This is a genomic window from Roseobacter sp. YIN89 (assembly GCF_057219365.1).
The window spans coordinates 114364-132179 of the sequence record NZ_JBXVVD010000002.1 but is presented as its reverse complement, the minus strand read 5'-3'; the positions used below and the strand labels follow the sequence as shown (position 1 = coordinate 132179).

Annotated in this window: 18 protein-coding genes; 7 read left to right on the top strand and 11 right to left on the bottom strand. The window is 54.6% G+C overall.

The window, feature by feature from the left end:
* The first annotated feature begins 57 nt into the window (after window positions 1-57).
* From AC2D8V_RS06855 to AC2D8V_RS06845, 3 genes are all read left to right on the top strand, one after another.
* Window positions 58-1203 carry an acyl-CoA dehydrogenase family protein gene (locus tag AC2D8V_RS06855; RefSeq protein ID WP_484732793.1) on the top strand — a complete coding sequence of 382 codons (1146 nt, stop codon included), beginning with the start codon at window positions 58-60 and terminating at the stop codon, window positions 1201-1203.
* A 128-nt stretch (window positions 1204-1331) separates the two neighbouring features.
* Window positions 1332-2450, top strand: a complete 1119-nt coding sequence (gene cheB / locus AC2D8V_RS06850) for a chemotaxis-specific protein-glutamate methyltransferase CheB (RefSeq protein ID WP_484732792.1) — start codon at window positions 1332-1334, stop codon at window positions 2448-2450.
* Window positions 2447-2962: a chemotaxis protein CheD gene (locus AC2D8V_RS06845; protein WP_484732791.1), complete on the top strand. Its 516-nt coding sequence runs from the start codon at window positions 2447-2449 to the stop codon at window positions 2960-2962. The genes cheB and AC2D8V_RS06845 overlap by 4 nt, the downstream gene beginning before the upstream one ends.
* Window positions 2963-3045: 83 nt before the next feature.
* Here the strand turns inward: AC2D8V_RS06845 and AC2D8V_RS06840 are convergent, their stop codons facing one another.
* The 10 genes from AC2D8V_RS06840 to AC2D8V_RS06795 all read right to left on the bottom strand — a co-directional run bounded on the left by AC2D8V_RS06840 (window position 3046) and on the right by AC2D8V_RS06795 (window position 10592).
* Window positions 3046-3420 (bottom strand): hypothetical protein, encoded by a 375-nt coding sequence (locus tag AC2D8V_RS06840; protein WP_484732790.1) that lies wholly within the window; start codon window positions 3418-3420, stop codon window positions 3046-3048.
* A gap of 3 nt (window positions 3421-3423) precedes the next feature.
* Window positions 3424-3810 (bottom strand): response regulator, encoded by a 387-nt coding sequence (locus tag AC2D8V_RS06835; RefSeq protein WP_484732789.1) that lies wholly within the window; start codon window positions 3808-3810, stop codon window positions 3424-3426.
* An 11-nt stretch (window positions 3811-3821) separates the two neighbouring features.
* Window positions 3822-4688: a CheR family methyltransferase gene (locus AC2D8V_RS06830; protein WP_484732788.1), complete on the bottom strand. Its 867-nt coding sequence runs from the start codon at window positions 4686-4688 to the stop codon at window positions 3822-3824.
* On the bottom strand, window positions 4688-5146 hold the full coding sequence (locus AC2D8V_RS06825) for a chemotaxis protein CheW (protein WP_484732787.1): 459 nt from the start codon (window positions 5144-5146) through the stop codon (window positions 4688-4690). Before AC2D8V_RS06825 ends, AC2D8V_RS06830 begins: the two co-directional genes overlap by 1 nt.
* Window positions 5143-7353 (bottom strand): chemotaxis protein CheA, encoded by a 2211-nt coding sequence (locus tag AC2D8V_RS06820; protein ID WP_484732786.1) that lies wholly within the window; start codon window positions 7351-7353, stop codon window positions 5143-5145. The genes AC2D8V_RS06825 and AC2D8V_RS06820 overlap by 4 nt, the downstream gene beginning before the upstream one ends.
* Window positions 7354-7363: 10 nt before the next feature.
* Entirely contained in the window at window positions 7364-7729 is a 366-nt protein-coding gene (locus AC2D8V_RS06815) for a response regulator (RefSeq protein ID WP_484732785.1), read from the bottom strand.
* A complete protein-coding gene (locus tag AC2D8V_RS06810; RefSeq protein ID WP_484732784.1) occupies window positions 7726-8001 on the bottom strand; it encodes an STAS domain-containing protein in 276 nt (91 codons plus the stop codon). Before AC2D8V_RS06810 ends, AC2D8V_RS06815 begins: the two co-directional genes overlap by 4 nt.
* A gap of 222 nt (window positions 8002-8223) precedes the next feature.
* Entirely contained in the window at window positions 8224-9306 is a 1083-nt protein-coding gene (locus AC2D8V_RS06805) for a methyltetrahydrofolate cobalamin methyltransferase (protein ID WP_484732783.1), read from the bottom strand.
* 15 nt (window positions 9307-9321) lie between these two features.
* Window positions 9322-10248: a methylenetetrahydrofolate reductase gene (locus AC2D8V_RS06800; RefSeq protein WP_484732782.1), complete on the bottom strand. Its 927-nt coding sequence runs from the start codon at window positions 10246-10248 to the stop codon at window positions 9322-9324.
* A gap of 47 nt (window positions 10249-10295) precedes the next feature.
* Window positions 10296-10592 carry a virulence factor gene (locus AC2D8V_RS06795; RefSeq protein WP_484732781.1) on the bottom strand — a complete coding sequence of 99 codons (297 nt, stop codon included), beginning with the start codon at window positions 10590-10592 and terminating at the stop codon, window positions 10296-10298.
* 276 nt (window positions 10593-10868) lie between these two features.
* Here AC2D8V_RS06795 and AC2D8V_RS06790 point away from each other — a divergent pair, with 276 nt between their 5' ends.
* The 4 genes from AC2D8V_RS06790 to AC2D8V_RS06775 all read left to right on the top strand — a co-directional run bounded on the left by AC2D8V_RS06790 (window position 10869) and on the right by AC2D8V_RS06775 (window position 16935).
* The gene (locus AC2D8V_RS06790; protein ID WP_484732780.1) at window positions 10869-11984 is read left to right on the top strand and encodes a Ppx/GppA phosphatase family protein; all 1116 of its coding nucleotides are present in this window, start codon (window positions 10869-10871) and stop codon (window positions 11982-11984) included.
* Complete coding sequence (locus AC2D8V_RS06785; protein WP_484732779.1) at window positions 11984-12706, top strand: RlmE family RNA methyltransferase; 723 nt, start codon at window positions 11984-11986, stop codon at window positions 12704-12706. The genes AC2D8V_RS06790 and AC2D8V_RS06785 overlap by 1 nt, the downstream gene beginning before the upstream one ends.
* Window positions 12707-12798: 92 nt before the next feature.
* Window positions 12799-13371 (top strand): hypothetical protein, encoded by a 573-nt coding sequence (locus AC2D8V_RS06780; protein ID WP_484732778.1) that lies wholly within the window; start codon window positions 12799-12801, stop codon window positions 13369-13371.
* 564 nt (window positions 13372-13935) lie between these two features.
* Complete coding sequence (locus AC2D8V_RS06775; protein ID WP_484732777.1) at window positions 13936-16935, top strand: ABC transporter transmembrane domain-containing protein; 3000 nt, start codon at window positions 13936-13938, stop codon at window positions 16933-16935.
* Between the two features lie 10 nt (window positions 16936-16945).
* Here the strand turns inward: AC2D8V_RS06775 and AC2D8V_RS06770 are convergent, their stop codons facing one another.
* Complete coding sequence (locus AC2D8V_RS06770; protein WP_484732776.1) at window positions 16946-17758, bottom strand: hypothetical protein; 813 nt, start codon at window positions 17756-17758, stop codon at window positions 16946-16948.
* Window positions 17759-17816: the final 58 nt, after the last annotated feature.

Sequence of the window (17816 nt, the reverse complement as noted above, 5' to 3'; positions counted from 1 at the left end):
CTTCCGCAGCCATTGACGTGACACTGCGCGCGGCAGCAACCGCTTGGGACTATGCAGATGGATTTCGCCCTGACAGAGGAACAAAAGGCCATTTTCGATATGGCGCATGCATTTGGTCAGGAGCATATCGCCCCGCATGCTCAGGATTGGGAAGTTCAGGGCACCATTCCAAAAGACTTGTGGCCCAAGGTTGCTGAACTGGGTCTGGCGGGAATTTACGTATCTGAGGATTACGGCGGCTCGGGATTGAGCCGGTTGGATGCAACGCTTGTTTTTGAAGCTTTGGCGATGGCCTGTCCGTCTGTCGGTTCCTTTTTGTCGATCCACAATATGTGTGGCGGTATGATCGACACTTTTGGAGATGCGGAAACAAAAGAAAAGTGGTTGCCAAAGCTTTGCGCGATGGAAAAGGTTTTTTCCTATTGCCTGACGGAGCCAGGATCCGGCTCTGACGCGGCGGCCTTACGCACCAAGGCGATACGGACCAACGAAGGATACAGTCTGAACGGGACAAAAGCCTTTATCTCTGGCGGCAGTTATTCGGATGTTTACCTGACCATGGTGCGTACCGGTGAAGACGGGCCGCGCGGTATCAGCGCACTCCTCGTTGAAGATGGAAGTGCTGGCCTGTCATTCGGCGGATTGGAAAGCAAGATGGGCTGGCGTGCGCAGCCGACCGCGCAGGTACAATTCGACGATTGCAAAGTTCCTGCGGAAAATCTGGTAGGTGAAGAAGGGCGGGGCTTTGTCTATGCGATGGCTGGGCTGGATGGTGGGCGGCTAAACATTGCGGCGTCTGCGTTGGGTGGTGCGCAGGCAGCATTGGATACGGCACTGACCTATACTCAGGAACGCAAGGCTTTTGGCAAATCAATCAATCAGTTTCAGGCCTTGCAGTTCAAGCTTGCAGACATGGAAATCAAACTGCAATCAGCCCGTGTCTTTTTGCGTCAGGCCGCCTGGAAGCTGGACAACAAATCACCAGACGCGTCAAAGTTCTGTGCCATGGCCAAGGTGTATGTGACCGACGTGGCATTTGACGTGGCCAATGAGGCACTGCAGTTGCACGGCGGATACGGCTATTTGGCAGACTACGGCGTCGAAAAGATCGTACGCGATTTGCGTGTGCACCAAATCCTTGAAGGTACCAATGAGATCATGAGGGTGATCGTGTCGCGCCATTTGCTTTCTGATCAAGCCTAGTCTGTCCGACTGCTGCGAAACCGTTTTGGCATCTAAACGGCCTGTCATTAACAGCAAATTCATACCCATGGATCATGGTCTGCCCGGATGTCTTTTTCCGTCAGACGAAATTCCAAGGGTAGGTTGTTTTGTATCGGCATGACACGACGACGCAGCGGGCGCATGTCGGGCCACCAAAGCGTGTCCTGATTGTTGACGATTCACGGGTCATGCGGGCCTGGCTGAGATCGGTGCTGTCATCTGATCCGCGTTTTGAGATTGCGGGCGAGGCATCCTGCGCCGTGGAGGCCAGAGATTTTATTCAGGCGCATTCTGCCGATGTGCTGACGCTTGATATCGAGATGCCCGGGATGAGCGGACTGGACTTTCTCACTCGGCTGATGCGGGCACGTCCAATGCCCGTGGTCATGCTTTCCAGTTTGACGACCGAAGGCAGTGATGCAGCAATCCAAGCGCTCTCCCGCGGTGCGATCGACTGCATGCTCAAACCAACTTCCGGCGTTGATCAAGCGATGATACGTGATATTTGCGAACGCGTTTATCAGGCTGCTTGCACATCGCCGACCAGCTTTATCCGCCCGAAAGCAAAACCAGATCGTGCCGTTCAGGCGCCTCCGGTCCGGGTGGCCGGTATTGGTCGCCCGTGCCGGCGCGGATCGGTGATATTGATCGGCGCCTCAACCGGGGGAGTGGCCGCGTTGGAAACCGTTCTACCGGATCTCAAGCCGGACGGGCCGCCGGTTTTCATCGTCCAGCACATGCCGGGCAACTTTCTGTGTAGTTTTGCAGAGCGTCTCAATCGGCAGATGTCGCAAAACGTCATTCTTGCGCGCGAAGGTGTGACCTATAACCGTGGTGACATCGTATTGGCACCAGGTGATGACGCACATACTCAAGTATTTCGTAGCAGCACAGGTTGGCAGTGCCGCTTTGTCAGTAACGACCCACCGGCCTTGCACTGTCCTTCTGTGGACCATCTGTTTCAATCTGCAGTGAAAGAGGCCAAGCACGTCACCGCGGCTATATTGACAGGTCTGGGCAAGGACGGTGCACAGGGCCTTCTTGAGTTGTCGCGCGCAGGCGCCCAGACGATCGGTCAGGACGAGCAGTCATCAGTCGTTTACGGGATGCCGCGCGCAGCCTATGCCATGGGAGCCGTTCAAAAGCAGTTCCCGATAGAAAAAATTGGTGCCGCCATTAATGCCAGTTTTCACCGAGCGGCGCCGATTCCAGGGGGGCGGGTATGACGAAAACTCGCAAGCACATTACCCAAGGCGAATTTGCAGTGGGCAACAGGCCGCACATGGTGATTACAACCATCCTTGGATCGTGTGTGTCGTGTTGCTTGTGGGACCCTGTCGCGAAGGTTGGCGGCATGAACCATATGCTCTTGACGGTACAGTCGGATGATCGAGGCAGCTGCAATCTTGCCGGGATCAATGCGATGGAGCTATTGATCAACGGTATCCTGAAGCTCGGTGGTCAGCGCGATCGTTTGAGAGCGAAGGCTTTTGGTGGCGCTCGAATGGTTGCAGGCCTTAGCGACATCGGAGCTCAGAACGCCAGCTTTACGATGGATTTTCTCGAGCGAGAAGGGATATCATGCGACAGCCAATCGCTCGGCGGCACCACAGCGCGGCATGTCATGTTCTGGCCTGCCAGCGGTCGCGCTTTGCAGAAAATACGTCAGTCTGCCGATCTGATCGAAGAGATTCCTGTCCAAGAAGCACAGCGCGGCAATGATTTGGAACTTTTTTGAGGGCAGTCTTACAAGAACTTCAATTCATTTTTAGAAGGTCGGTAATAGCGCGGTTTCGGTGACGTGTAAGGGATTGCTTCTGTTCAGAACAGATCGACGTCACCGACGCTATCGCCCCGTTCTGATGATGCGCAGTCATTTGATTTTACTGCGATAAGTGTTTTTGTGTTATCAAGTTTCAATCGAGGAGCCATCTTGTCAGCGCGGACAAGCGGTGACGATGTAGTGGCTGTCGCGATGCTCAAATAATGGACGAGCATCGCACAGTCTTCCAATGACTGGCGAATGAAATCCAACGATTGGAACTTGCTTATCGATGCAACAGCGGTGTGGTCCGCTGATAGAGTTTCTCCCAGCGTTTCTTCGAGATCGTGTATTCGACCTGCAAGCTGGTCCAAATGGGCCGATACATTTGACAGCACCGTCTCCAAAGGCAGATCGCACGGTTCCGTTTTCATGAATTACAAACGCCCCACGACAGCTTCGATACAGTTTCTCAGTGCTGCTTGCTCGAACGGTTTTTTAAGGTAGTTGTTCATGCCGAGCTTTTTGCCATGATCCACAATCTGCTGTTCCGCACGTCCGGTTATGAGGATAAACCCGACACCTTTGGTTTTTGGAGACGCGCGCAATTGATGCAACAGTTGCAGTCCATCCATTTGCGGCATGTTGTAATCGGAAATGACCAGGTGAACGGGGTGGGTCGCCATTGACTTGAGTGCATCCAGGCCGTTGTCCGCCGTCGATACGTTTCGCACGCCAAAGGCATCAAGTGCCTGAGTAATTAACCCCCGGCTAGTGGACATATCATCAACTACCATTATGCGGATTTTGTCTCGCAGTGACATGGCTTTTCCTTTTAAGAGTTGCCTGCGTCTGCAGGGTTTACCGGTCTGTAAGTTGTGGGGCCGTCTGAATAAAAACCGAACTCTGCTGGGTCGGAGATCCGCTCTGAATGGCCAAGGAACAGGTATCCGCCTTTATGCAACTGTTTCTTAAAACGTTGCCAAAGCGTGTTCTGGGTTTCCTGATCGAAGTAAATAACAACATTTCTGCAAAAAATTGCATCCATCTGGTTTTTTATGGGCCAGGGTGCAAGAAGATTAAGTTCGTTGAAAAAGACCTTGTTTCTCAGGTTGCTGTTCACTGTGTAAATCGCGCCTGAGGCGTCATCTGATTTGTGAAAGTACTTTTTGAGAAAACCTGCGGGTACGCCTGCCACAAATCGCTCCGGATAACGGGCATTTTTGGAAAAAGCGACAACTTCGGAGTCAATATCCGTTGCAAGAACTTTGACATCATATTTGTCGAGATCGGGAAACGCCTCGGCCAGGGAGATGAGAATTGAAAATGCCTCTTGTCCGTTCGAACTACCCGCCGACCAGATACGGAAACGTCCGCCTGCCCGCAGTTTTGGTAGCGCCGCTGGAAACACTTCCGTCACCAGCGTGTCAAAATGGTGACTTTCACGGAAGAAGTGCGACACGTTTGTGGTAAGCGCCGAAATCATGTTCTTGCGCTCTTCTCGGCCCTGGTCAGATTTCACCAATTCTACATAGTGAGCAAAGCTGGAAATCCCGACGGCATTCAGTCTGTGTCGCAGACGCGATTGAATCATCGAAGACTTCTCAACGACCAATTGCAATCCGCTCTCTTTGTAGGCGAGGTCAGCAATTGCATTGAATGTTTCCGGATCAAGTTCCAGTTTATTGAGCGTCTGTCTCATCAAGCAGCGTTGCTTTCAACTGGCGTGATGATGGAACTGAGATCAAGCACCCGGATCATGCGTTCGTCTATCAATGTAAGCGCACTGACAACATTGGGACCCGTGTTATTTTGCAAATCCGGCGGTGGTTGGAGATCATCTGAGGTCAGCGCAATAATATCGGACACCGCATCGACGAGCAGGCCTGTCATGGTTTCCGCGTGGCTGACAACGATGATGACGTTCCGATCTGTGTGTTCGCGGGGTTTTAATCCCAATCGTTGAGCTAAATCCATGACCGGAAGAACGGTTCCGCGCAAATTGATGACACCCTTCATGTAGCTGGGCGCATGTGGCAGCGGTGTCGTCCGTGTCCATCCACGGATCTCGCGAACGGACATGATATCAAGCGAATACTCCTGGTCCGCGAGTTGGAACGTCAAAAGCTCCAGCGTAGAAGAAGTGTCTTTTTCACTCATGCGGAAATTCCTCTGACTTGGGAGTTCGGATGTGCAGCCGATGCATCAGCAGCGCTAGAAATGATGTCGGAAGTGTCGAGTATCAGTGCGATTTGCCCGTCTCCAAGGATGGTGGCCGCGGCAATTCCGGGCGCGCGATAGAAACTGTCATCAAGTCCCTTGATCACGACTTGGCGCTGGTCTTGGATGCTGTCGATCATCAATGCCGCGCGTCCACCATCTTCATGTGCAATCAACAGAACAACAGAGCCCTCATAATCCGTGATAGCATCGCGGTACCCTAGTTCCTTTCCCAGATCGAACAGGGGAACAAATCCACTGCGGACGCGTACAACGTTCGCCCCTGGACGAACCATTTCAACATCATCTTTGTTTAGCGTGAGGGTTTCGATGACAACATTCAGTGGCAAAACCAAAGTTTCGTTGGCCACGTGGACAACCATGCCGTCCAGAACGGCCAGCGTCAGCGGTAGAGAGATCGAAAAGGTCGTCCCTTCGCCCGGAGTCGAAGTTATCGTGATGCGGCCGCCCAAAGCTTGGATAGCGGTTCTTACAACATCCATACCCACACCACGGCCTGACAAATCGGAAACGACGGATGCAGTAGAAAAGCCGGGCAGGAAGAGAAGGTTATCGATTTCCGTATCGGACAATACGGCATCCGCGGCAATAAGACCTTTGTCGATCGCAATCTGATGTACTTTTGGACGATTTATGCCGCCTCCATCATCTGAGACTTCGATCACCACGCGTCCCGATCGGTGTGCCGCTGTAAGTTTGACTTTTCCTTGCTCGGACTTGCCTGCCGCGCGTCGCTCTTTCGTGGTTTCCAACCCGTGATCGACGGCATTTCGGATCATATGCGTCAACGGATCGGCCAGCCGTTCGATCACGGTCTTGTCAACCTCGGTTCCTTCGCCTTCGGTCAACAGTCTGACATCCTTGTCGACGGCGGAAGAAGACTCTCGCACGATGCGCGACATCCTCTGAAATAGCGATTTCACAGGTTGGGCGCGGATCATCATGACGCTGTCTTGAATGTCGCGTGTCAAACGCTGAAATTCTTCTAGACCATTCATAGCGTCCGAATGCGGTGAGAGCCCTGAACGCTCTAGGCTTTGGGATAGCATTGCCTGATTAATGACTAATTCACCCACGAGGTTGACGAGGCGTTCAATCCGGTCAAGGTCAACACGTACCACTGATTTGGCGGTGGGAGCCGCAGTTACCTTTGGCGTATCCTTCGGTTTCTCCGTAGGAACGGACGTTTCCACTGGTTCCGAAGCAAAGGGCCCCGGTTCTGGGTCATCGGGAACCGTCAATGGAACATCAGGATCGGGTGCAGCCAAAACAAACTCCTCTGGCGTATCCAAGGAGGCTGGCGGCACGGTTTCTTTGTTGTCGTCGAGTTTCTTAATCTCCAACGTGCACAGCCCCTCAACAAACTCAAAAGCAGCTGTGATCTCATCTTCGTCGGCTTCGGTTGTCAGTTCTATCGACCACGACAGGTAAGACGTCTCGGGTGCGAGTTCTGCAAGTTCCGGCACGGCGTCTGTATTGCAGGTAATCGTACAGGTCCCCATCTCATCCAGTGCACGCAGCATCAAGAAGGGCTCGTTGCCGGTTTCAAACAGTTCCGTTTCAGGTTTGAAACTGATCGCAAACGTTTTACCAGCCTCGGCGGCGTCAGCATCCAGTTCCATCGGGGGCGCAATGTCTGCGTCGTCGCCGAAATCCAGGTCCAGCGACAAGGTCGCCGGCTGAAAATCAATGTCCTCTTCGTGCTCTTGCGCATCAGATGAACCAGCGTCCTGACCAAGCATCTCATCTAACTGCGACAACAACTTATCGGTCTCGTCTTGCGGCAGGTCACCGTCGTCTCGACTGATGCGCACTAGATCTGACAAGTGATCCGCGCAGGAGAAAAACAGTTTCAGCGCATCGGCATCGGGTGTCATGCGACCGGCCCGTACCTCATCCATAATAGTCTCGAAACGGTGCGCGAACCGAACCAATGCCTCAAGTCCAAAGGCTCCAGCGCCGCCCTTTATTGAATGTACCGCACGGAACACAACATTGATTGTTTCGCTGTCATCAGCGCCATCGTACATAGCCTGCAAGCCATCTTGCAGCGCTTCCAGTAACTCTTCGCATTCGATAAAAAATGACGCTCTGATCTCGGCCATCGGGTCGTTGTTGTCGGACATTACGCGCCTCCTATCCGGCAACCATTTGCAGGGCCTTGATCAGTTTGCCGGGGTCAAACGGCTTCACAATCCAGCCGGTGGCCCCGGCGCTGCGCGCTCTAGCTTTCAATTCAGGGGCGGCTTCGGTCGTAAGAACCAAAATCGGTGTTGCCCGATGCTTTTCCTGGCCTCTGACCGCGTCAATGAAACCAAACCCGTCCATGCGCGGCATATTGATATCGGTGATAATGGCATCCGGCTTAATTCCCTCCAGAACTTCGATGCCATGCACGCCGTCGTCTGCCGTGTGAACATTGAACCCAGCCGGAAGAAGCGCCAACCGGATCATGTCTCTCATTGTACGGCTGTCGTCCACTGCGAGAATTTCAAGGCTCATTGTACCCCCCTTGCAATGGCTTCTGGTGTGATGCCCATAACCCGCATCTGATCGACGACCCGGTCGGAGATATTGACGAAAGACATGGTGCGCTTTTGTGCGGCGGTCGTTTTTGCGGCTGATAAAATTACCTGCAAGCACAAGGCGCCCAAATGGGTAACGTCATGAAAATCAAGCACAACCTCGTCGGCATCTTGCGCCTTTAGCGCGGACAACAAGTCTGAGGCCGCGGAAAGATCGAGTTTTGCACCGAGCGTCACAGTGTTCGTCATGGCCGGGTCACCGCAAGTTTGTTTCGTGGATGATGCATTCGTATCTCCCTTTCGGCAGTCGCTGGTCTCACTGTCTTAGGGGCGAGTCCGTTAAAACCGCGTTACCTGCCTTGTGATTTTCAAAACGGATGTCCGATCACAGAACTGGAGATACATCTCGCGCAAAGAAAAACCCCGTAGCGTTGTCGGCTACGGGGCAATTTAAACAGACTTTGCGTCGGGCTACGCGCGGCGGCGGCGTCCTCCGACCCGACCTGCGCGACCGCGTGATTCCTGACCGGGCTTTGCCGGTTCCTTGTTGAAGTGGATCCAATCGCCGCCATGTGGGTCGTTATCGGTCAGGAAATTCGCCGCTCGGATCGCTTCCATCTCTTTGCCCGGACGCGCTTTCGTCGATCCCAAGCCTGTGAGCATGCAGAACATTTCCGGATCGATATCGTCCGGTACGATGATACCAGCAGCGGCCAATTCGGCCTTACGCGCCTCGATTTTCGCTGCCGACACAGGCAGGGCAACCGGATTCATGATCGCAGATGTCATGCCGGCACCCATCGCCATAGGCAGAAAGGCGTTATTGATCCCATGTCGGTTCGGCAGTCCAAACGAAATGTTGGACGCACCGCACGTCGTGTTCACACCCAACTCTTCGCGCAAGCGGCGCACGAGGGTGAAAACCTGCTTGCCCGCTGTTGCCATGGCACCGATTGGCATCACCAGCGGGTCGACAACAATGTCATGCGCGGGGATGCCAAAATCAGCAGCCCGCTCGACGATCTTTTTTGCGACAGCGAAACGAACGTCGGGATCTTCGGAAATGCCGGTATCATCGTTGGAAATCGCGACGACGGGCACATTGTACTTTTTGACCAGCGGGAGAACGATCTCGAGCCGCTCTTCTTCTCCGGTGACCGAGTTCAGCAGCGGGCGGCCTTCCGCAGCTTCGAGACCGGATTCCAAGGCGCCGGGAACCGAGCTGTCGATACACAAGGGGACATCCACGATCGCCTGCACCCGTTCGACCAGTTCTTTCATCAATGGTGGCTCGACAAAGTTGTTGTCTGCGTAGCGGGTATCTTCGGCCATTTTATTGGTGAAAACTGCGCCGGAATTGATGTCAAGCACGGTCGCCCCTGCAGCAACCTGAGCCAATGCATCGGCTTCGACGGTTGAAAAGTCGCCCGCTTCCAATTCCAAGGCCAGTTTCTTGCGCCCAGTAGGGTTGATGCGTTCGCCGATCACACAAAAGGGTTCATCAAACCCGATGATTGCGGTCTTCGACTTGGACTCGATGACAGTTTTGGTCATTTGCGTTTCCTTGGGTCAGGTGTTTGCGGGCGCGGTTGCCGCACCACCATTTTCTATGGCCCAGTTGGCATTCGTCTTGATGCCGCCAAGTGGGAAAAAGTGAACGTGCGAAACGTTGAAGTCGGGGTTAGCGGCCTTGTGCGCGGCGAGCGCCGTAAGAACATCCGTCGGCTCATAAGGCAGCAGGAGTTTTGTGACATCCATAGCGCGTTTTTGCAGTACCTTCAAAGAAGGGCCGACGCCACAAGCAATGGCGAACTTGATCAGCGTTTGCAATTTTGCCGGGCCGGCGATGCCGATGTGTACAGGTAGCGTGATACCTTCGGCAGCAAGCCCATTCGCCCATGCGATAATCGGATCAGCGTCAAAAGCGAATTGTGTGGCAATCGCCATTTCCGCATCAGTGCGCGACTGGAAATCGTTTTTCCAGCGCAAGGCGGCATCCACGTTCTTCGTGCCGCCATCTGTATCGATGTCACGGTTGCCTTCGGGGTGGCCTGCAACGTGCAAACGCTCAAAGCCTGCTTCATCAAAAAGCCCGGTTTCCATGAGCTGCATTGAGCTGTCGAAGTCGCCGTGGGGGTTAGGTACACCGCCCGCCAGCAACAAAGCCTGCCTGACGTCCGCTTCTCCCTGATACCGTGCGATCCAGTCAGCCAGCGTCGCGCGGTCTTTGATGATCCGCGCCGGAAAGTGCGGCATGACCTTAAAGCCGTCATCATTCAAGCGCTTTGCCGTCGCGACCATGTCTTCGATCGGGGTGCCTTCGATATGGGCGATATACACCCGTGTCTGTTCGGGCAGAAGGTCGCGAAAATTTTCTACTTTCTCCGCAGTGCGCGGCATGACTTCGATCGAATAGTCCTGCAAAAACGCATGAAGCTGCGGATTATCGGTCGTGTCGGCTGGCTTCTCTTTGCGTTTGAAGTTGAGCAGAGCCATGAGGCGATCCTTTCGCGACAGGAGAGTATCTTTCAGAAACGGCAGGGTCAGGCCCAGCCCTCGTTGTCGATCAGCGCTTTGAGGCGTGTCTGATCGTATTCAGTATCGATGCGGGCCAATTCGGCGTCCGCAACCTCGTCTGGGGCACCGTCTTTTTCGACCGGCGCGGCCTTGCGCCACTCTGCAAGATAAGCATCGGTGTCCGATGCGCCAACTTTCATTGCTGCGCGGTCGATGGCTTGCTCGAACCGCTCTGGCAACTGGCGTTTCGCGCCGCGCCGGCCCTTGCCGACGATGACCTGCGCGGGGATATCGCGCCAGTAAACAATAGTGACGTCAGGCATGGGTCGAATCCTGTTGATCAATTTTTTCCTGTCTATCGACCCGGGCTGGAAAAACGCTGCCGAATTTCGACAGAATAACAGCCCGGAGCGACGTCGTCGAAACTAGCGCATGCACTGTCGGGAAACGAGAGGGTTGCAGTGTCGAAATACTGATAAAGATACTGAAGGCTTTTCGCTTTCGAACGGTCGTAATCGTATGGTCTGGACGTTGAGCTTCTTGCGCAAACCGGACGCAGCCGTTAGCGTAAACCCAACTCGATATGAAAGGCGCAAAAGATGGCGCCACAGCGTCCCAAAGGTGCGGGCGCGCTCGACACGACACAGGCTCTGAGCCCCGCGCCAGTTCCGCCTGAATCCGGCGACCTTTATGCTGCGCTGGATTTGGGAACAAATAGTTGCCGCATGCTCGTTGCCCGTCCCGAGGGCAACGGTTTTGTTGTGGTGGACAGCTTCTCGAAATCTGTCCAACTTGGCGCAGGTTTGGAAAAAACCGGTCGGTTGTCGCGCAGTTCGATGACACGTACCGTGCAGGCTTTGCGCATCTGTCAGCAAAAACTCAAGCGTAACAAGGTGCGGCACATGCGGCTTGTCGCCACCGAAGCGTGCCGTCGCGCGTTGAATGCTGATGACTTTATTCGGCGGGTCCAGCGCGAGACTGGTCTGCGTCTCGACATCATCAAACCACAAGAAGAAGCGCAACTGGCCGTCATTTCCTGCGCGCCGCTGGTCAGCCACACGACCGAAAACCTACTGGTGGTCGATATTGGCGGCGGCTCGACCGAACTGGTGTGGATCGATCTCAGTGACGTGGCCCCGCGCGACAAGTCGCGTGCAATCATGGCGCTGCACAATGGGTTCGCCAGTCGTATTTCGGATGTACCGTCTGCTCGGGTCGTGGACTGGATTTCGGTACCGCTCGGCGTGGCAACTCTTCGAGATCAGTTTGTCGATGTCGACGACGACGCGGCACGTTTCGCACTGATGAGCTGGTTTTTCGAGGAGAACCTCGCAGATTTCGCGCCGTATCACGATACACAGCCGCACGAGAAGTTTCAGATCGTTGGTACATCCGGCACAGTCACCACTGTCGCGGCAAGCCACCTTGGCCTCAAACGCTATGACCGTGGCAAGGTAGACGGGCTGCACATGACCACCGAAGAAATTGACCGGGTGATCCGTTCCTATCTGGCGTTGGGGCCAGAGGGCAGGCGGGCGGACCCGCGCATCGGGCAGGACCGTCATGCGCTGATCATGTCAGGGGCGGCGATCCTGCAGGCCCTGATGCGCTGCTGGCCAACGGATCGGCTTTCCGTCGCGGATCGCGGTCTGCGCGAAGGCTTGCTTTATGCTCAGATGAACGCGCATGGCGTTCTCTCCGACGAGGCGACGTAATGGTACGCAAACCAACTGGCAAAAACACTTCGGGTCGCGGACAGCGAGACTTGAAGGTCAAGGTCAAGTCCGCGCGCGGGCGCAAACTGAGTTCTACCCGCTGGCTTCAGCGACAGTTGAACGATCCTTATGTAAAGCGGGCGAAGGCCGAAGGCTATCGCGGTCGCGCGGCCTTCAAAATTATGGAATTGGACGACAAGTACCGCTTTCTGGTGCCCGGTGCGCGCGTCGTAGATCTTGGTGCTGCGCCGGGCGGTTGGTGTCAGGTTGCAGTCAAACGGGTTAACGCGCTGGGGGAAAAACAAGGCAAGGCGGTTGGAACCATCCTTGGTATCGATTTGCAGGAGATGGAGCCGATTGCCGGTTGTGAATTGTACCAGCTTGATTTCATGGCGGATGACGCGGACGAACAGGTCAAGGAGTGGCTGGGCGGTCGTGCTGATGTCGTGATGTCTGATATGGCGGCGTCCAGTTCCGGGCACAAGCAGACAGACCATTTGCGGATCATTGCCCTTTGTGAAGCGGCAGCCTATTTCGCCTTTGACGTGCTGGACGAGGGGGGCACCTTTGTTGCCAAGGTATTGGCGGGTGGCGCCGAGGGAGAATTGCAAAAGCTGCTCAAGCAGCGCTTCTCGAAGGTAGCGAATATCAAGCCACCGGCCTCTAGGGCAGACAGCTCAGAAAAATTTGTGGTGGCCATGGGATTTCGCCGCGAAGACTAAGCTTTTTACGGAACTTTAAGGCAGCGCGAATACCGTGCCGGCATCCAAGCCTGCCGCACCGGTGGGCGTTGCTCACAAAAAGGATCCCTAAAATGTTTCGTACTATTTTGCTTTCTGCGCCGCTGATCGCAGCGACCACCCTTGCACATGCAGCCGATGCTCCGCCGGCAATGCGTGCTTTTGTTGAAACGGATGTCATGTCATGGGCAACGTCGGCACAGGTCATTGATGCCGTCAACGCGCAAAACGCTCAAACTGCGGGCACGTCAGAGGCGCAGATACTGGAATGGGACACTGCTTGGCGATCGCAGGTTGGCCAGGCTGATCAGCCGCTCATCAGCGAGGTTATGGGGCGCGACCTGTCCAAATTTCTGGCTGATAAGGTTGCAGCTTCCGGTGGGCGCATCACAGAAATCTTTGTCATGGACGCGTTGGGGCTGAATGTAGCGGCGAGCGATGTCACTTCTGACTACTGGCAGGGCGACGAAGCTAAATATTCGGAAAGCTATGGTAAAGGGTCGGGTACCGTATTCGTCGATGCGGTGGAATTCGACGAAAGCTCGCAGTCTTATCAGGGCCAGATTTCTGTTGCGTTGTCAGACCCGACGACCGGAGAAGTTATTGGCGCGATGACCATCGGGCTGAATGCAGAGGCATTCTTTTAAGGCAATGGTGCCAGAAATTACGGGCAGGTGCGCATCACCCGCGCGCCTGCAAAGAACGCGCTGCTGCTTTTTGCATTTGTAGCATTTCGTTTGCGCTAATGCGGCGCAAATTCAAATTTTTGACCCGCGCCACGGTCGTGTCCGACTGGTTTTTCTGCCGGATCAGCTCAAAAAGCCGGCTGTGACGGGTGTCTGTCTCAAAAGTTTCATGTTTCATCGCGCTACCTACTCTGTCGGAAGGCAGTATTCACGCAAGAGTGGCGCATCTATGGCGTCACCGTGTCGGTCTTGTGCCCTCCATTTATCCACAAAACAAAGGGAAAAGTGCCGGGCTTTGACCTGACGCGCGAAACACCCTCGAATTCAAAGCCAGCTCTCGGGGGCGCAAAAGGCGGGTATTTTTCCGCAAAAGACGATGATCTCGGGTAGAAAAACCCATCAGTATTGGTGATACGGCATTCATTTAATACGATTTTATTTGCCGCACGACCTGTAGAGACATAGAAAAGGGCTGGTTGCCTGTTTGGGCGGCTTCGCATGGGGGTGCGACCTATAGAAAAAACTTTGTTTCAGTTTATTTGGAAATATTCAAAGCGGGACCAGTTCATTCTGCTTGCGGTGACCTCTGCGCTTTTCCCATTTTTGTTTCTGACGCTTGAACTGCCCAAGCGTATTATCAACGATGCAATCGGTGCCCAATCGGCGCAAATCACATTTCTTGGCATGGACTTCAATCAGGTGACGTACCTGTGGCTTCTGTGTGGTGCATTTCTGCTGTCCGTCCTCGTGCACGGACTGCTCAAAATGCGCATTAACACCATGAAAGGTGTATTATCGGAACGGATGTTGCGAAGGCTGCGTTTTTCCCTGATCGCGCGCATGCTTCGGTTCCCCAAGTCATACTTCCAACGCACCTCGCAAGGCGAGCTGGTGGCGATGATTACTGGCGAGACTGAGCCAATGGGTGGCCTAATGGGCGACGCACTCACGCAGCCTGTGCTGCAGGCCGGTCAGATGCTGACAATCCTGCTTTTCCTGTTCTTGCAAAGTTTCTGGTTCGGGCTCGCGGCGATTGCCTTGATCCCGTTGCAGGCATGGCTGATCCCAAAACTGCAACGTCAGATCAATCTGATGAACAAGGAAAGGATCAAAGAGGTTCGGCAGCTTGCTGCTGTGATTGGCGAAAGTGCGGCAGGGGCAGGGGAACTGCGTGCGCATGGCGGCTGGCGCTACCGGCTGGCAATGGTCACCGAACGGCTGGGCATCGTCTTTCATATCCGTTTCCGGATCTACCAAAAAAAGTTCTTTATGAAGTTCATCAACAACTTCATTACCCAACTGACGCCTTTCTTTTTCTTCGCGGTCGGCGGGTATCTGGTAATCCAGGGCGCTGTTTCCTTGGGGGCGCTTGTCGCGGCACTGGCCGCATACAAGGATCTCAGTTCGCCGTGGAAAGAGCTCTTGACCTATTACAATCAGGCTCAGGACATGTCGCTGCGCTGGGAAACCGTCGTGGAAAAATTCTCACCCGGTGGAGTGATCGACGAAGCGTTGATGACCGAAACACCTGACGAGATCCCACGGCTCAAAGAGCCTATCTCGCTCGACGGAGTCTCTGTATCAGATGCAGACGGAAACGCTGTGCTCGAAGACATTAGTTTTGAAATCCAACCTGGAACGCTGGTGGGCATCTCAGCGCCGAGTGAAGTGGACCGGCTTGCGCTGGCCGATGTTCTGACCCGCGAAATGGTCCCGGTTACTGGCAGCGTAAAGATAGGTGACCAAAACCTTGCCAGCCTGCACCAGTCCACGATAGCTGCGCGCATTGGCCATGCCAGCTCGCGACCGCTATTGTTCCGAGGGTCTTTCGGCGAAAACATCATGATGGGCGTCAGCAATAATCCTGCGCCAGCCGAAAGCGAAGAAGACATCGCGGAGGCGCGCGAAGCTGTTGCCGCGGGCAACAGTAGTGATCTGATGCACGCTTCTTGGCTGAACCCTAGGTTGGCAGGTGTTGAGAACGACGAAGAACTGCGCCGTTGGTGTCTGGCCTTGCTGGAAGGCATCGGCTCAAGCGGCCCGCTATTCCGTCGATCGCTTGACCAAACCATAGACAATTCGCTGCCACAGGAGCTTCAGGAGCGCATTGTCGATATTCGACCCAAGGTGTGGGCTGCAGTCCGCGAAGCGGGTTTGCAGCGTTTCGTGTACCGGTTTGAACCAAGTGAGTATAACCCGGCGCTGCCGGTGGCCAGCAACGTCTTTTTTGCCACTGTGAAGCGCCCCATGTCGCAACGCGAATTGGCCAAGCAAGACGCGCTTTTTGACTTGCTGCGCGAGCTTGATCTCGAAGCGGGCCTGCTGGAAGTGTCGCGCAACGTTGTTGAAATGCTCAGTCAGATTTTCGGAACGGACGGCACCGAACACCCGCTGTTTCGCAAGCTGGGACTTGATCCGTCGCTTTATGAAAAAGCCGTGCCTTTGGTCCGCTCGCTGAAGGATCGCGCGCTTGACCAGCTTGACCCTGCGGACAGGGCGCTGCTGATGACTTTTCCTTCGCAAATCACGGCGGAACAGATCGGCCCCACATTTGGGGAAGAAATCCGCCAGAATATTGTAGCTCAGCGCGCTGTCTTTAAGGACGGTTTGCAAGGCGCGCTTAGCGAAATCTATGCGCCACTTGATTCAGGTATGATTGCGCCCGGTCTGTCGGTTCTGGAGAACGCGCTTTTCGGCAAGGTGTCGGACAGTGCCGGCGGGCGCGTAGATGAATTGCGCAAGATCGTATCGTCTGTCCTTGAGGAAGAAGGGCTCAGGACAGCGGTAATTTCGCTCATCTTTGATCTGCCTTTGGGCTTGAACGGTGGCAACCTCTCGGCTGTGTTCGCAGAACCGCTGGCAATCGCGCGCGCCGCTGTCAAAAAGCCGGACATTCTTGTTCTTGAGCGCATACTGGAAAGCTATGACTTGCCCGTGCGCGTCAGTGTGCACAAAAACCTGCGCGCGCTGCTGCCTGAGACAACCCTGATTTACATCTCTGACAGTTTTGAAGATCCCGACCGGTTTGACCAGTTTATCGAAATCGCACAAGGCCGGCTGGTGTCGGCAGACAAACAGGTGCGCGCTGTGGATGACACTGTTGCCACTGCCGACCTTCAGCGCAAGGTACGCGCGCTGGAAACGACTGATCTGTTTGCCGGTCTGAGCCGCAAGCAGTTGCGACTGCTTGCCTTCGGGGCGAAATGGTTCCACGCGGAACCCGGCGAGGTCATCTTTAACAAGGATGATGATCCAACCGATGGTGCGTATATGATCCTTGAAGGCTCGGCCGCCTTGGTAAATCCAAATGGTGACGGCGAAGAACAGCATATCGCATCGGTGGGCGCGGGAACGCTGGTAGGCGAACTGGGTCTTATCCGCAACGTGCCGCGCGCGCTGACGATGCGCGCTGAAACAGAAGTGGAAGCTTTGCGTCTTGGAGCCGAGGAGTTCCTCGCAGTCGTCGAGAACGATGCAGCGACCGCGTTCAAGCTGTTGCAGGTCGTGGCGGGCTATACATCGTGATATAGACTGATCACTTCAGCGCATCTTCGGGTGTGATCCCGATCTGCTGGCACATGCGCCACACGTAAGAATTCTCAAGCGGCGGATTTTTGCGCCACCATGGTTTTGTGCCATTTGTATAAAGATGCACCGACAGGGTTTCATCGGTGAAGTGACCTTCTACGCGACCGTGCGGATCGAAGAACACGTCATTTAGCTGGAACGGGACGGGGTAGAGAACCGAGTGATGTAGGGCACGGTCGTAATCGCCTGTTTGCTTTGCAAAATATGTAAAAGCTTGCGGGCCGAAAGCTGTGCGTTCGGCCTGATATATCCTCACGGCCTGTGGTTTGTCTGCGTCGATCCGATCAAGTTTGCGACGCTGGTTTTTGTTAAACCACGGCGGGGCGTCCGGCAGGTTCTCGTAGTAATCCATCAGCGCATCGATCAGCGCACTCTGTGGCGGGACGAATACCACGCCGCAATTCAATGCTCCGCGAAAGCCGTGACCCGCAAAGATGTGTGTCATCTCGTCGGGAAATGGTTTGTGGCAGAAGGCATCACAGTCAATCCAGATGGCATCGGTTGCGCGGATCATCTTGTAGCGAAAGACGTTCGACAGGAACGACGCACTGGTTTGCTCGACGATGTCCATGTCGATGTCCATGATCTCACTTGCCGGTCGTACATCAACGCCTTCCGGTGCATTCGTAACCTCATCGGTGCAGTATAGTGTTGTGGGGTGTCCGGCCAGCACATGAGATTTCAGGCACAACTGATTGATATAATGAAGCTTTTCGCCGATCCAAAGCGAGGCGACCGGCCTGCGGGAAAGTTCTGCCATGGCAGCCTCCGATGTTTTGATGGCAGCCTGCTCGACATGCCTTTTTGTTGCGCCCGAC